The organism is Dactylosporangium sp. NPDC049742, from assembly GCF_040674675.1.
Lineage (GTDB): Bacteria > Actinomycetota > Actinomycetes > Mycobacteriales > Micromonosporaceae > Dactylosporangium > Dactylosporangium maewongense.
This window is the reverse complement of record NZ_JBFANF010000003.1, coordinates 124,597-137,916: the sequence shown is the minus strand read 5'-3', so window position 1 is coordinate 137,916 and position 13,320 is coordinate 124,597. Positions and strand designations below refer to the sequence as shown.

The 13,320-nt window shown below is 70.4% G+C and carries 9 protein-coding genes; 2 read left to right on the top strand and 7 right to left on the bottom strand.

Annotated features, from left to right (window positions below; translation table 11 throughout):
• Nucleotides 1-82: 82 nt before the first annotated feature.
• A complete protein-coding gene (locus AB0J72_RS05950; RefSeq protein WP_363394860.1) occupies nt 83-1,429 on the bottom strand; it encodes an aminopeptidase P family protein in 1,347 nt (448 codons plus the stop codon).
• 364 nt (nt 1,430-1,793) lie between these two features.
• Here AB0J72_RS05950 and AB0J72_RS05945 point away from each other — a divergent pair, with 364 nt between their 5' ends.
• On the top strand, nt 1,794-3,584 hold the full coding sequence (locus tag AB0J72_RS05945) for an ABC transporter substrate-binding protein (protein WP_363394858.1): 1,791 nt from the start codon (nt 1,794-1,796) through the stop codon (nt 3,582-3,584).
• 72 nt (nt 3,585-3,656) lie between these two features.
• Here AB0J72_RS05945 and AB0J72_RS05940 read toward each other — a convergent pair whose 3' ends face one another.
• Entirely contained in the window at nt 3,657-6,218 is a 2,562-nt protein-coding gene (locus AB0J72_RS05940) for a collagenase (RefSeq protein ID WP_363394856.1), read from the bottom strand.
• A gap of 293 nt (nt 6,219-6,511) precedes the next feature.
• On the opposite strand from AB0J72_RS05940, the gene AB0J72_RS05935 reads away from it, so the two are divergent.
• Nucleotides 6,512-7,228: a response regulator transcription factor gene (locus AB0J72_RS05935; protein ID WP_363394854.1), complete on the top strand. Its 717-nt coding sequence runs from the start codon at nt 6,512-6,514 to the stop codon at nt 7,226-7,228.
• On the opposite strand, the gene AB0J72_RS05930 is transcribed toward AB0J72_RS05935, so the two are convergent.
• The 5 genes from AB0J72_RS05930 to AB0J72_RS05910 form a co-directional block, all read right to left on the bottom strand.
• Nucleotides 7,216-8,172 (bottom strand): oligopeptide/dipeptide ABC transporter ATP-binding protein, encoded by a 957-nt coding sequence (locus AB0J72_RS05930; RefSeq protein ID WP_363395319.1) that lies wholly within the window; start codon nt 8,170-8,172, stop codon nt 7,216-7,218. The genes AB0J72_RS05935 and AB0J72_RS05930 overlap by 13 nt on opposite strands.
• A gap of 47 nt (nt 8,173-8,219) precedes the next feature.
• Nucleotides 8,220-9,248 (bottom strand): ABC transporter ATP-binding protein, encoded by a 1,029-nt coding sequence (locus AB0J72_RS05925; protein WP_363394852.1) that lies wholly within the window; start codon nt 9,246-9,248, stop codon nt 8,220-8,222.
• Entirely contained in the window at nt 9,245-10,222 is a 978-nt protein-coding gene (locus tag AB0J72_RS05920) for an ABC transporter permease (RefSeq protein ID WP_363394850.1), read from the bottom strand. The genes AB0J72_RS05925 and AB0J72_RS05920 overlap by 4 nt, the downstream gene beginning before the upstream one ends.
• 75 nt (nt 10,223-10,297) lie before the next feature.
• Entirely contained in the window at nt 10,298-12,052 is a 1,755-nt protein-coding gene (locus AB0J72_RS05915) for an ABC transporter substrate-binding protein (protein ID WP_363394848.1), read from the bottom strand.
• Between the two features lie 209 nt (nt 12,053-12,261).
• Entirely contained in the window at nt 12,262-13,263 is a 1,002-nt protein-coding gene (locus AB0J72_RS05910) for an ABC transporter permease (protein WP_363394846.1), read from the bottom strand.
• Nucleotides 13,264-13,320 lie beyond the last annotated feature (57 nt).

The following is a 13,320-nucleotide window of genomic DNA, read 5'->3' as shown; positions in this document are numbered from 1 at the left end:
CACACCGTTGCCCCCTGTCCAGGCACCCGGACAGGGGGCAACGGCCCCACCCCACGGAAAGGTCTCGGCGGACGCCCGTGCGTCAGGCGGCTGTGCGGTGCATCCACGACTCGACATCCGCCGCGGTGCGCGGCAGGTCGGCCGACAGGACCCGGTGACCGTCGGCGGTGATGAGGATGTCCTCCTCGATACGGAATCCCATGCCCCGCAGTTCAACCGGGATGAGCTCGTCGTCAGGCTGGAAGTACAGGCCCGGTTCGACGGTCAGGACATGCCCCGGTTCGAGCACCCCGTCGAGGTACCGGTCGGCGGGCGCCAGCGCACAGTCGTGGACGTCCAGGCCGAGCATGTGACCGGATCCGCACAGGGTCCACCGGCGGTAGACGCCGGACTCCTCCTCGAGCGCCTCGGCGGCCGTGCACGGCAGGACCCCGAGGTCCTCCAGACCCTGGGCCAGCACCGCCATGCCCGCCCGGTGGAAGGCGCGGAACGGTGCGCCGGGGCGCAGGCAGGACAGGGCCACGTCGTTGGCCCGCCGGCACAGCTCGTACAGGTCGCGTTGCAGCGGGGTGAACCGGCCCGAGATCGGCAGGACCCGCGTGATGTCGGCGGTGTACAGCGTGCGGGTCTCGACGCCCGCGTCGAGCAGCAGCAGGTCGCCGTCGCGGACCGGGCCGTCGTTGCTGGTCCAGTGCAGCGTCGTCGCGTGGGCGCCGGCCGCGACGATCGAGTGGTATCCGACGTCGTTGCCCTCCACGCGCGCCCGCGTCCAGAAGACGCCTTCCAGGTATCGCTCCGAGGTGTCACGGGCCTGCGGTAGGGCTCGAACCACGTCCTCGAACCCGCGGGTGGTCGCGGCGACCGCGTGCTCCAGCTGCGCGATCTCCCAGTCGTCCTTGATCAGGCGCAGCTCGTCCAGCGCCGCGGCGAACTCTGCGTCGGCGCCGCTGTCGTCCGCCGGAACGAGCCGGTCGACGCGCGGATCGACGTCGCGCAGGACGAGCGTCGGCGCCGCCAGCCGCAGCTCGTGCTCCAGCTCGGTGATGTGCCGGGTGGGGAGGTCGCAGCGCCGCGCGGTTTCCAGCAGCGTGGGACGCCGGCCGTTCCACAGCTCGCCGTAGCGGCGGTCGCGGTAGAACTCGTCGTCCTTGCGGTCGCTGCGCGGACGCAGGAACAGCGTGGCGGACCCGTCCGGCGAGATGACCAGGACCCCGTCGGAGGTCTGATCGCCGGTGAGCCAGGTGTAGTTGGAGTGCGGGCGGAACCGGAAGTCGGTGTCGTTGCTGCGGCGCAGGTCGCCGCCGGCGGGCACGAGGAGCCGATGACCGGCGAACTGGGCGTGGAGCCGCTCCCGACGTGCACGGGTGAACGGCGCGACCGGGTCGGCCGGCAGGTCGGCCCGCTCGGTGTCCGCCCAGCCGGTTCGCATGAACTCGGCCAGTGTTCGGCTGACGGCTAGGTCATGGCTGCCGGTACGCAGCGGCGGCTGTGTCACGAGGTCCTTCTACGAGGTCGATGGCTGGGGACGCCTGCGCCGCGCTGGTCGCAGTCGCGGCAGACGCGGCGGGCGTGCAGCCAGAGTCGCACCACCGGCGCGGGGCGGCTCATCAGCCGAGACATAGAAATTCGCTATGGCATCGCACGGTCGCACCGGTTCGGCCTCCGGTCGCGTCCACGTGTCACCGAGCCGGGTCCGAGCATGGACACTGTAATATGTTACAGATAACATCGCACGCTGCACGGGGGCTAATCCCACGCGGGCCGCACCGGCCCGGTCCAATCGAGGGGTCGCCATGCAGCTGCCGCACCCGAAACCGCCGGCAACCGTCCCGCCGGTCCTTCCAGCGCCGGTCCGAGCACGATCCGACCCGCCGCCGTTCCCGGCCGGCGGCACGACCCGACCCGGGATCGGCTTCGTGCTCGTCGCGGCGCTCGCGCTCGGCGCGTGCCAGGACGACGGCGGCGGGCGGGAGCTCGTGCCCCATGACGGCGGAACCCTGCACGTGGTGATCGGCGGGGCGCTGGCGCATCTCGACCCGCAACGGGTGTACGCCGTCACCGAGGCCAACGTGAGCCGGCTGCTCACCCGGACGCTGACGACGTTCAGGTCGGTGCCGGGGGCGGCCTCGAGCGAGGTCGTCGGTGACCTGGCCACGGACGCGGGCCGGCCGAGCGAGCGCAATCAGGTCTGGGACTTCACGCTCAAGGACGACGTACGGTGGGAGGACGGCGCCCCGGTGACGTGCACCGACGTGAAGTACGGCATCCAGCGCAGCTTCGCACCGCAGTTCGACGACGGGGCGAAATATCCCGGCCAGTACCTGCGACCGAATCCGAAGCCGTACACCGGCCCGTTCACGGCCGGCGGCGACGGCGGGGGCCTGCGCTCCGTCGAGTGCCTGACGTCGCAGAGCATCCGCTTCCACCTCAAGCAGCCCGTCGGCGACTTCGGCTACGCCGTCGCGCTGTCGGTGTTCGCGCCGGTGCCCGCCACGAAGGACACCGGGGAGGCCTACGACCGGCGGCCCTTCTCCAACGGGCCGTACAAGGTCGAGTCGTCGACGGCGCAGGAACTGGTGCTGACCCGGAACCCGTTCTGGCGACGCGGCTCCGACACCGTTCGCGGCGCGCACCCGGATCGCGTGGTGGTCACCTGGCGCAACGACACCACGGCGGTGACCGCGAACCTCATCGACAGCGACGGCGCGTGGGCGGACACGATCGCCATCGACCGGGACGCCGCACCGAACTTCGTCCAGCAGATCATCAACGATCCGGTGCTGTCCGGACGGGCGGTCATCGGCAGCACCGGCGGGGTGCGGTACTTCGCGCTCAACACCCGCACCTTGCCGGACCTCGCCTGCCGGCAGGCGCTCACCTACGCGTTGAACAAGCGGCGGTTGCGGGCCTCGCTGGGTGGCTTCGTCGTCGGGGAGTTCGCGACGACCATGCTGGCGCCGCAGTTGAAGTCGCACCGGGCGTTCGATCTCTACGGTTCGGCGGCGAACCCGGACGGCGACCCGGAGCGGGCGCTGCGGTTGCTCCAGCAGGCGGTGGCGGCCGGCCGGCCGTGCCCGGCGCGTATCCGGCTGGCGTATCCGAACTCCAGCGACGTCGCGCGGGCGATCAGCACGGTGGTGGAGTCGTATCAGCGCATCGGTGTCGAGGTGGTCCGCAGGCCGTACCCGTCCCAGTCGTACTACTCGACCGGTATCGGTGACCCCGCCAACGGCAACGACATGATGTGGGCCGGCTGGGTGCCGGACTGGCCGAACGGCTCGGCGGTGATCCCGCCGCAGTTCGACGGCCGGAACGTGCCGAGGGACGGCTCCGCGGGCAACACCGACTACGCCAACTTCAACGACCCGCAGATCAACGCCATGATCGACGAGGCGCTGGCCGAGTCGGACCTGGAGCGGCAGTACCGGTTGTGGGGCGCGTTGGACGAGGCGATCCAGGCCCGGGCGGTCAGCATCCCGGTGTTCTACATCAAGGCGTTGCGGATGGCCGGCGCCAACGTCCGCAACGGGTTCATCCACCCGCAGTTCGGCCAGCCGGATCTGTGCGCGTTGTACCTCTCCTGAGGGCGACACCCGCCACGCGGAGCGGCTCCCCGCGCCGGGTGCGGCGCGGGGAGCCTCGTTGCGGGATGCCGGTCAGTACCGGGTGCTGACCGTGACGCCGGAGCAGGCGGTCCGGCCGTACAGGCTGATGTAGTTGTAGCCGGCGGGCGGGTTGGTGATGGTCAGGGTTTCGGCGTTGGTGCCGCCGGTCGAGGACCGGGAGTAGTTGGTGGTCGTCGCCCAGCTGGTCGGGCTGTAGTACAGGTCGCAGTTGCCGGTCCCGCCGCTGGCGGCGATGGTGAGGGTGGTGACGCCGGACGGCAGGTACATGTACAGGTAGTTGTAGTTGCCGGCGGTCGCCGAGCGCGCCGAGCGCTGGCAGTTGCGGTCGAGGGTGCGTGTGTCGGATCCGGTGCACTCCGGCAGCGTGGTGCCGCCGCCGGTGGAGACGGAGACCGACTGGGTCGTCGTGGCGGTGGCGCCCTGGTTGTCGGTGACCTTCAGGGTGACCGTGTAGGTGCCGGCCGCGGTGTAGGTCTTGCTCGGGTTGGCGGCGGTGGAGGTGGTGCCGTCACCGAAGGTCCACTGGCGCGACGCGATGCTGCCGTCGCTGTCGGTGGAGCGGTCGGTGAAGGTGGCGGTGAGTCCGCTGGTGGCGACGGTGAACGAGGCCGTGGGCGGCTGGTTGGTGGGCGGAGTGGTGCTGCCGCCGCAGTCGCCGGCGGCGCAGCGGGTCAGCCACGCGTCGAAGTCGGCGTCGTACCGGCTGCCGATGCTGCTGGTCAGGTAGCTGCGGGCGGTGGTGTAGGCACCGGTGCGGTAGTAGCCGAGGAGGGTCATCATCTCGGCGCGGTGCGACTGGAGCATGTACCGGACGGCCAGGTAACCCCAGTTGTAGATGCGGGTCTGGTCATTGCTGTAGGTGGTGTCGAACAGCGTCCGCAGCGTGTAGGTGTGGTAGCCGGCCTGCGTCTGCGCGGAGGTGTAGGCCACGTTGCGGTACGAGTACGAGATGTACTCGGCGAAGCCCTCGATCCACCAGATGGTCGGGGTGGTGACGTTGGCGTTGAAATCGCCGTACATGTCGAAGCGGCCGTCGAGGAAGTGCGTGTACTCGTGGTTGAGGTTCCAGATCTGGAACACGGGCCGGACCCACTCGGCCTCGTAGGCGATGAACCGCGCCTGGTTGTTGGGGTCGGACGGGGTGCCCTCCAGGTACATGCCGCCGTTGTTGGTGTCGATGCCGTAGATCGCGCCGGCGTACGTCTGGTAGTCGGTGCTGGAGTCGAACACCACGACCTCGATGTCCGAGTTCACGTCGCCGGCGACGGGCCCGCTGTCGGCGACCACGCCGTGGAAGTACGCGTCCTGCGACAGCAGGCTGCTGCACGACTGGCTGAGCTCGGCCGAGGTCATGCTCTGCGCGACGATCCGGATCGACGCGCTGCAGGTGTAGTTGATCGGCAGCACCGAGCTGGACAGCCGGGCGGAGAGGTTGCAGGTGTTGTAGTAGCTGCAGTTCGCCGCGTCGTAGTACTGCGTCATCTCGGCCACGCCGACCCACAGCGGCGCGGTGCGGCCGGTCATGCTGCTGCTGGACAGCAACCCGCCGGCCAGCGGCCGGACGGTGGGCTGCAGCGCGGTCTCCTGCAGGAACCGGCCGAGCTCCCGGCCCGCGTTGGAGGTGAGGTAGGCGTTGTCGGTGCCGAGCAGGTCGAGGTGGCCCGACGCGAAGTTGTACAGGTTGTTCAGCACGGTGCGGTCGGACTGCACCGCCGTGACGAACGCGGGCACCTGGTGGCCCCGGAAGAGCACCGTGTAGACGTTGTTGACGGCGCTGAGCATGTACCACGACGCGTTGTACGACGAGTTGTAGCCGGTCAGGAGCCGGTTCACGACGTACAGGTAGCGTGCGTTCTCCTGGGCGCTGTCGATCAGCGTGACCGCCTCGGCGAGGGTTTCGCCGTTGGCGTCGGTGACGTCCCAGGCGCGCGAGCTGGCGAAGAACGCGTCCAGGCCGGACCGGATCGCCGTCTGCAGTGACGTGCCGTAGGCGCCGACGGAGGTGTCGTACCACTGCACGTAGTAGCCGGCGCGCAGGTAGAGCACCAGCTGCGGCATCCCCGTGCTGGAGTTGCCCGGGTAGCTGGACGCGCCGTCCCGCACCGCGTACGCGACGCTGGCCATCTGCGCCTCGCGGAAGGCGTTGTACGCGTCGCTGCCGGAGAGGCTGAACAGGCTGTTGACGCAGTCCACCGACGCCGCCTTGATCTGGCTCACCAGCGCGGATCCGGTCCGGCTGGTGAAGTCGGAGGTGTTGCAGGCGGCCGCCGCGAGCGAGGTGCGGTCCGACGGGCGGGCCTGGCGGACGGTGGCGGCCGGCCGGTCGTAGTCGGTGCGGGTGACGGTGTTCGCGGCAGGTTGCGGTGCCCGGCGGTTCACCGGCTGCGCCTGCCTGTCGAGATGCCGGTCGGTCGTGGCGAGGTCGGCCGCGGCGGGCGGGGCCTTGGTCGTGCTCGCCGCGGCGGCCGCCGCACCGGACGGTGAGGCGGGGCCCGCGGCCGCCGGCACCGCCGTCAGTCCGCTCGCGAGAGCGAGCAGCAGCGCGGCGCCGGACAGCCGGGCGATTCTTCGCCGGAGCTGGCTTGTGGTCATGCGATCTCCTTGGGGGTTTGGCGAGCCGAAGCACGGACCACAGGTCACGTGATTACGTGCTTCGATGCGTTGCTCGGCGCTGGACGCTAACCAGAGCGGGAGATCGGCGACAACCGGTCCACATGGGACAGTCAGGTTCGACGGGGCGCCAGCTTTCCGCAACCTTTACGGCACCCGGCCGGGCCGCGGGGCGAGCCGCTGCGATCAGTGGACGCTATGGTGCCGGCTATGAGGATCGGGGCCGCCGACGTGAAATTCTGCGGACGTTCGAACCCCGACCTCGGATGGCTAACGTGGCGAACCTCCTGCTCATCGACGAGGACTCCGCATACCGGCGGACCCTGGCGAGTGGGCTGGCCCAGCACGGACACGTCGTGTCGGACGTGTCGCTGCACGCGGCCGGCCGGGTGCTGGCCGACCTCACCTGCCACACCCACCAACGGCCCGACGTGGTGCTCATCGACCCGTTCCTGCCGACGGTGGACGGATTGCTGCTGCTGCGGCTGATGTGCCTCGGATCCCGCCGGCCGGTCATGCTGCACACGGCGGAGTGCGCCGAGGAGCAGGTGCTCCAGGCCCTGCGCGGTGGCGCGGACGGCTACCTGCCCAAGCCGGCCCAGCCGGCGGTGGTGGACGCGAAGATCGGTGCGCTGCTGCGGCGGGTGCCGGCCGCGCCGCCACCGGCGCCCTGTGTCGTCGGCGCGCTGCGGGTCGACGTCGCCGAGCGCCGGGTGTCACTGCACGGCGTGCCGGTCGCCGTCACCCGCAGCGAGTTCGACCTCTTGGCCTGCCTCGCCGAGCATCCCGGACGCGTCGTGTCCCGCACCGCCTTGCGGGCCCGGCTCGGCCGCGGCGGGACGACGTCGGTCAACGGCATCGACGTGCTGGTGCACCGGCTGCGCGCCAAGCTCGGTGAGCCGGCGGCGCCGGTGCGCTACCTGCACACGGTGCGCGGCAAGGGCGTGTCGCTGCACGCCGCCGACGGCGGGGTCCAGCATCACCGGATGTGACAGGCCGCCCGGTGCCCGCCGGCACGAAGTGTGAGCGCCGGTTCCGACTCGGCGCACACCGGTGCGGCCACCGGGCAGCGCGCCCGGAACCGGCATCCCGACCGCTGCGCGCCTGTCTCCGCGGCGACCGGGGACGCCGACGGGACACGGGTGCGCCGCGGGCTTCCCCCGCGCAGCCAGGCGATGTCCGGGACCGCGGCCATGAGGGTCTGCGTGTACGGATGGCGCGGGTCGGCGTAGATCTGCTCGCGGGCGCCGATCTCCACGATCCGGCCCATGTACAGCACGGCGACCCGGTCGCAGAAGTGCCGCACCACGGCGAGATCGTGGGAGATGAACAGGAACGCCAGGCCGAGCTCGGCGCGCAGGTCCTCCAGCAGGTTCATCACCTGCGCCTGGATCGACACGTCCAGCGCCGACACCGGCTCGTCGGCGACGATGAGCCGCGGCCCGACCGCGAGCGCGCGGGCGATGCCGATGCGCTGCCGTTGCCCGCCGGAGAACTCGTGCGGGTAGCGGCCGGCGTGGGCCGGGTCGAGGCCCACCTGGCCGAGCAGTTCCCGGATCCGCGACGCGACCTGCGACCTGGGCACCGTGTCGTGGACCCGCAGCGCCGTGCCGAGGATGTCGCCGACCGTGTGGCGCGGGTTGAGCGAGGAGTACGGGTCCTGGAAGACCAGCTGGACGTCGCGCCGGAACGGGCGCATGGCCCGCCCGGACAGCGTCGCGATGTCGCGCCCGGCGAGCCGGATCTCGCCGCGGTCCGGGCGCAGCAGCCGGGTCACGAGCTTGCCGATGGTCGACTTGCCGCTGCCCGACTCGCCGACCAGGCCGAGCGTCTCACCTGGACGCAGGTCGAACGCGACACCGTCCACCGCCGTGACCGTGCGCCGGCCGCAGGGTCGCGCACTGAACTGTTTGACGAGGTCTCGAACCTCGAGCAACGGGACGTCGGGCACGGTGTCAACCTTTCGGGCGCTCAGATCGGTGCTCAGATCAGACGGGGTGCGATCTCGCCGGCGAAGACCGCGGCGGGAGCGGCGAGATGGCAGCGGGAGCGGTGCGCACCATCGCCGGCGCGGACGGCGAGGTCGGGCAGCACCGTGCGGCAACGGCCGCCGGCGACCCGCTCGTGAAACTCGCACCGCGCATGGAACGGGCAGCCGGGCAACGGCTCCAGCGGGTCCGGCGGCGCACCCGGGATCGGGTGCAGCCGGCCACCCGCCGGCCCGGACAGCGAGGGCAGACTTTCCAGCAGACCCCAGGTGTACGGATGAGTCGGGCTGCCCAGGACGCTGCGGACAGGTCCGTGCTCGACACTGCGGCCCGCGTACATGACCAGGACGTCGTCGCACACATCGGTGACGACACCGAGGTCGTGGGTGATGAGGATGATCGCCGAACCGAACTCGTCGCGCAGGCCCGCGATGAGCCCGAGGATCTGCGCCTGGACGGTGACGTCCAGCGCCGTGGTCGGCTCGTCGGCGATGAGGAGCTTCGGATCGTTGACCAGCGCCATGGCGATCATGACGCGCTGGCACATGCCACCGGAGAACTCATGGGGATAGTCGCCGGCGCGCCGGGCCGGGTTGGCGATCCCGACCCGGCCGAGCATGTCGACGGCGTGCGCGCGGGCGGCCCGCCAGGTCGTGCGGTGGTGCAGCCGGTAGGCCTCGGCGATCTGGTAGCCGACCGTGAGGTACGGATGGAGGCTGGCCCGCGGATCCTGAAAGATCATCGCGGCGGTGTTGCCGCGGTGGTGGCGCAGCTGCTCCTCCGGCATGCCGATGAACTCGCGACCGCCGATCGTGACCGAGCCGGTGACGATGCTGCGCCGCCGGTCGTGCAGCCCGAGCAGGGCCAGGCTGGAGGCGCTCTTGCCGGAGCCGGACTCGCCCACGATGGCCAGCGTGCGGCCGAGCCCCACGTCGTAACTGAGCCCTTGGACGGCGCGGACCACGCTGCCGGCAACCGGGAACCGCACGGTCAGGTCCCGCACTTGAACGAACGAGTCAGTCATGCGAGCCGCACCCTCGGGTCGAGCACCGTGTACAGCAGGTCGACGAGGAGGTTCATGGCGACCAGCACCACGGCGCCGACCAGGACCCCGCCCATGAGCACCGGCAGGTCGAACTGGTTGAAGGCGCGCAGCGTGAGCACGCCGAGCCCGGGCAGGCCGAAGATGCTCTCGGTGAAGATCGCACCGGTCAGCTGCAGCGCCAGGTCCAGGCCGAAGATCGTGGCGACCGGCGTGAGCGCGGCTCGCAGGCCGTGCCGGTAGACGACCCGGCGCGGCGAGGCGCCCTTGGCCCGGGCGGTCCGCAGGTAGTCCTCGCTCAGGATGTCGACCATCGCGGCGCGGGAGTAGCGGGTGTACGCGGCGGCGTTGGCGAGCCCGAGCGTGAGCCACGCGGCGCTGAGCCCGCCGGCCCAGGCGAGCGGGTCGTCCAGCAGCGCGTGGTAGGCCGAGCGCGGCAGCGCGGTCGCGTACAGGGCGACGATCAACGCGACCACGAAGTAGGGCACCGAGCTCACCGTGAGGGTGACCCCGACGGTGGCGCGATCGATGAACGTGCCGCGCCGGCGGGCGGCATAGGTCCCGGCGAGCACGCCGACACTCAGGTACACGACGGCCGCCCCGACGACGATCGACAGCGTCACCGGCACAGCCTGGGCGAGCAGGGTCGTCACGGGTTGCCCGAGCGTGTACGAGTAGCCCAGGCACGGCGCGGTGCAGTGCACGACGGTACCGCCGATCATGAAGTCCCGGCCGGCGACGATGCCCGCGACGTAGTCACGGAACTGCACCGCGACCGGTCTGTCGAGGCTGAGACTGCGTGTGATCTCGGCGACCCGCTGCGGCGTGCAACGGTTTCCGCAGATCGCGGCGGCCGGGTCGGTTGGCGCGACGAAGAACAGGGCGAAGCTCACCACGAGGGTGGCCACGATGACACAGACGGCGCTGACGAGCCGTTTGAGGATGTACAACAGCACGGTGTCCTGCCTGGGTGGCTGCCAGGCCCGGCCCGACGAGTTGAACGCCTGACCGGGCCCGGGATCGGGTGGCGGTCAGCCCTTGAGGAACATGCTCTTGTAGTTCGGCATGCCCATGGTGGAGTCGACGAGCGCACCGCCGATGTTGGTGCCGATCACGACGGCGACCTTGTAGTAGTACCGCGGGAGCACGACGTAGCGGCTCATGATCTCCCGGTCCAGGTCGGCCCACTTGCCGACCGCTTCGTCCGGCGGGAGCGCGGCGATCGCGTTGATCCGGGCGTCGAGATCCTTGTCGGAGAGCATGCCGATGCTCTGGCCGTCGGCGATGCTGTGCGTCTGGAACAGCACCGGGAACCAGCTGCTGCCGGAGGGCCAGTCGGAGCACCAGCCGGACGGCGAGGCGCCGAGGTTCGTCGGGGCGTTGTAGTCGCCGATCTTGCCGCGCAGCTCGGCGGTGGAGACACCGATCGGCTTGGCGGTGAACCCGGCAGCGGTCAGCGCGTCGGACAGGATCTGCGTGGTCTGCTGGGTCAGCGGCTTGGTGTTGTCGTAGTACCAGCTCACCTCGAAGCTGAGCTTGCCGGCGTCGGTGAGCATCTTCTTCGCCGCGGCGGGATCGCCGGCGCCCTTGCCGGACAGGCCCGGCAGCGGCTGGTAGGCACGGTAGCCCGGGACGCTCGGCGGCATGATGGTGCTGGACGCCTGCTGACCGTAGTCGTTGAACCCGGAGGCCTTCCACAGCTGGTCGTACGGGTAGGCGACGGCGATCGCCTTGCGGACCTCGAGCGGGATCTTGCGCGAGTCCAGCTGGGTCATCTGATGGCACGGGCTGGCGCCCCGCAGCAGCTGGCCGGCCTTGGCACCGGTGAGCTGAGGCACCAGCGACGCGTCGATGTTCTGGTAGTTCAGCGCGTTGGCGTCGGCGCCGTTGCTGTTGAGCACCTGCTGTTGGGTCTTGACGTCCTGCTCGCCGAACTTGAAGTCCCAGCCGTCGACGTACTGGTGCCGGGCCGGGTCGGTGTTCGCGTCCCAGTGCGGGTTGCGCTTGAGCTTGAGCTGCGCCCCGGGGGTGTAGCTGTCGAACTCGTACGGCCCGGTCGCCATCGGCTTGTTCTTGTAGTCCTGGCGGGTGTCCTTCGCCTTGGGAATCGGCGTGAACAACGGGTAGCTCAGGTAGAACGGCAGGTCCGGGAACGGCTGCGCGAGATGGATGACGAGGGTGCCCGGGTCGGGGGTCTCGACGCCGGCGTACGTGTCGCCGCTGGTGTACGGGCCCTTGTACGCACCGGGTTTCGTCGGGTCGCCGTCCTTGAAGTAGGTCATGTGGTACGTCGGCCCATTGGGGTACACGTCGTGCGCGAAGGACCGCTTGATGGCGTACGCGAGGTCCTCGACCTTGACCTCGCTGCCGTCGGCGTACTTGATTCCGCGCTGGAACCGGAACGTCCAGGTGAGCTTGTCGGCCGACACGGTGCCGAGGTCGGTGAGATCGGAGACGAGCACCGCGTCGCCGTTCGGGCGGATGTCGAACTGGGTGGGGGTACGGAAGATCAGCTTGTCGATCTCGTTGGCGTCGACGTAGTACGTGTCGGTCGGGTCGAACGTGTTGGGTGTCGGCTGGGAGTACACGGTGATCGTGCCGCCCTTGCGAGCCCCGGGGGCGTCCTTCGCGGGTCCCTTCGCGTCGCGGTCCATGATGACCTTGTCGGTGGCGATGGCCGATCTGCCGTCGTCCGCGGTGGTCCGCTTCGACGACGGGCTGCCGCAACCGGTGGCCGCGGCGGCCATCACGGCAGCCACCACCACGACCGATCTGACGTGCTTCATGCAATGCCTCGATTTCTGCGGGAATGTGTGCGGACACCAGTGCGCCCGCGGGTTCTGCGCGATGTGTGCGGACACCAGCGCGCCCGCGGGTTCTGCGGGATGTGTGCGGTCAGCGGTGCGCCTGCGGGTTCTGCGGGATGTGTGCGGTCAGCGGTGCGCCCGCGGGTTCTGCGGGTGGTCAGCGGTGCGCCTGCGGATTCTGCGGGTGGTCAGCGGTGTGTCTTCGGGTCGAAGGCGTCCCGGACGGCGTCGCCGAGCAGACTCAGGGTGAGCACGAGCGTGGTGATGCCGAGCACTGGCAGCCAGAGGTACAGCGGATCGGCGCGGTAATAGTTCTGGGCCGCCGCGACGGTGACTCCCCACGACGGCGTGGGCTCGGTGAGCCCGACCCCGAGAAAGGTCAGACCGGCCTCCGCGACGATGTAGCCGGGCAGCGAGAGCGACGCCGACACCACGACCGGCGCCACGAGATTGGGCAGCAGCTCCCGCACCAGCACGGTGCGGGTCGGCAGGCCGAGGACCGCCGCGGCGGCGACGAAGTCGAGCTCGCGCAACGACAGCACCTGCCCGCGCACCAGCCGGGCCAGCCCGGCCCAGCCGAAGAACGACAACACGACGATCAGGGAGATGAAGCGAACCCTGGCAACCTGTTGTGGCGGCGCCTCCGCGCCGCCGGTCACCGACAGCAGCACCGCCGGGGTGGCGATCGCGAACAGCAGGTACGGCAGGCTCAGCACAAGATCGATGAGCCAGGACACGATCCGATCCAGCCAGCCGCCGACGAAACCGGCGAGCATGCCCGCGATCAGACCGACAACCGTGGCCACGAGCGTTGCCGCCCCGGCGACCAGCAGCGAGGGCCGGGCACCGTAAACCCAACGGGCGAACAGGTCCCGGCCCAGACGGGGTTCGACGCCGAACCAGTGCTCGGCGCTCGGCCCGACGGTCGGGAAGCCGTAGTCGTCGATGAGGTCCTGATGCAGCGCGGTGGGACTCTGGCCTTCCAACGCCGCCAGCACCGGCGCGAAGACGGCGACGGCCACGAACAGCACGACGATCCCGACGCACACCATCGCGACACGGTCGCGACGGAGCCGGCCGAGTGCCATCCGGGTGGGTGACCGGCCCGCCGCCGCGGTGGTGGCGGTGCTGGGCCGGTCGGTCGGCGGACCGGGGTGCGGTCCTTCGGCGGCCACGACGATCGGGTCCATTCGCGGCGCCCTTACGGTCGGGGATGGAGGCGGACTGTGTGCCGGGGTGTCCGGCGT

Excerpts from the sequence above, each read along its gene's own strand:
- AB0J72_RS05950 (WP_363394860.1), bottom strand. The coding sequence starts at position 1,429 with ATGCGAACCGGCTGGGCGGACACCGAGCGGGCCGACCTGCCGGCCGAC.
- AB0J72_RS05945 (WP_363394858.1), top strand. The coding sequence starts at position 1,794 with ATGCAGCTGCCGCACCCGAAACCGCCGGCAACCGTCCCGCCGGTCCTT.
- AB0J72_RS05940 (WP_363394856.1), bottom strand. The coding sequence starts at position 6,218 with ATGACCACAAGCCAGCTCCGGCGAAGAATCGCCCGGCTGTCCGGCGCC.
- AB0J72_RS05925 (WP_363394852.1), bottom strand. The coding sequence starts at position 9,248 with ATGACTGACTCGTTCGTTCAAGTGCGGGACCTGACCGTGCGGTTCCCG.
- AB0J72_RS05915 (WP_363394848.1), bottom strand. The coding sequence starts at position 12,052 with ATGAAGCACGTCAGATCGGTCGTGGTGGTGGCTGCCGTGATGGCCGCC.
- AB0J72_RS05910 (WP_363394846.1), bottom strand. The coding sequence starts at position 13,263 with ATGGACCCGATCGTCGTGGCCGCCGAAGGACCGCACCCCGGTCCGCCG.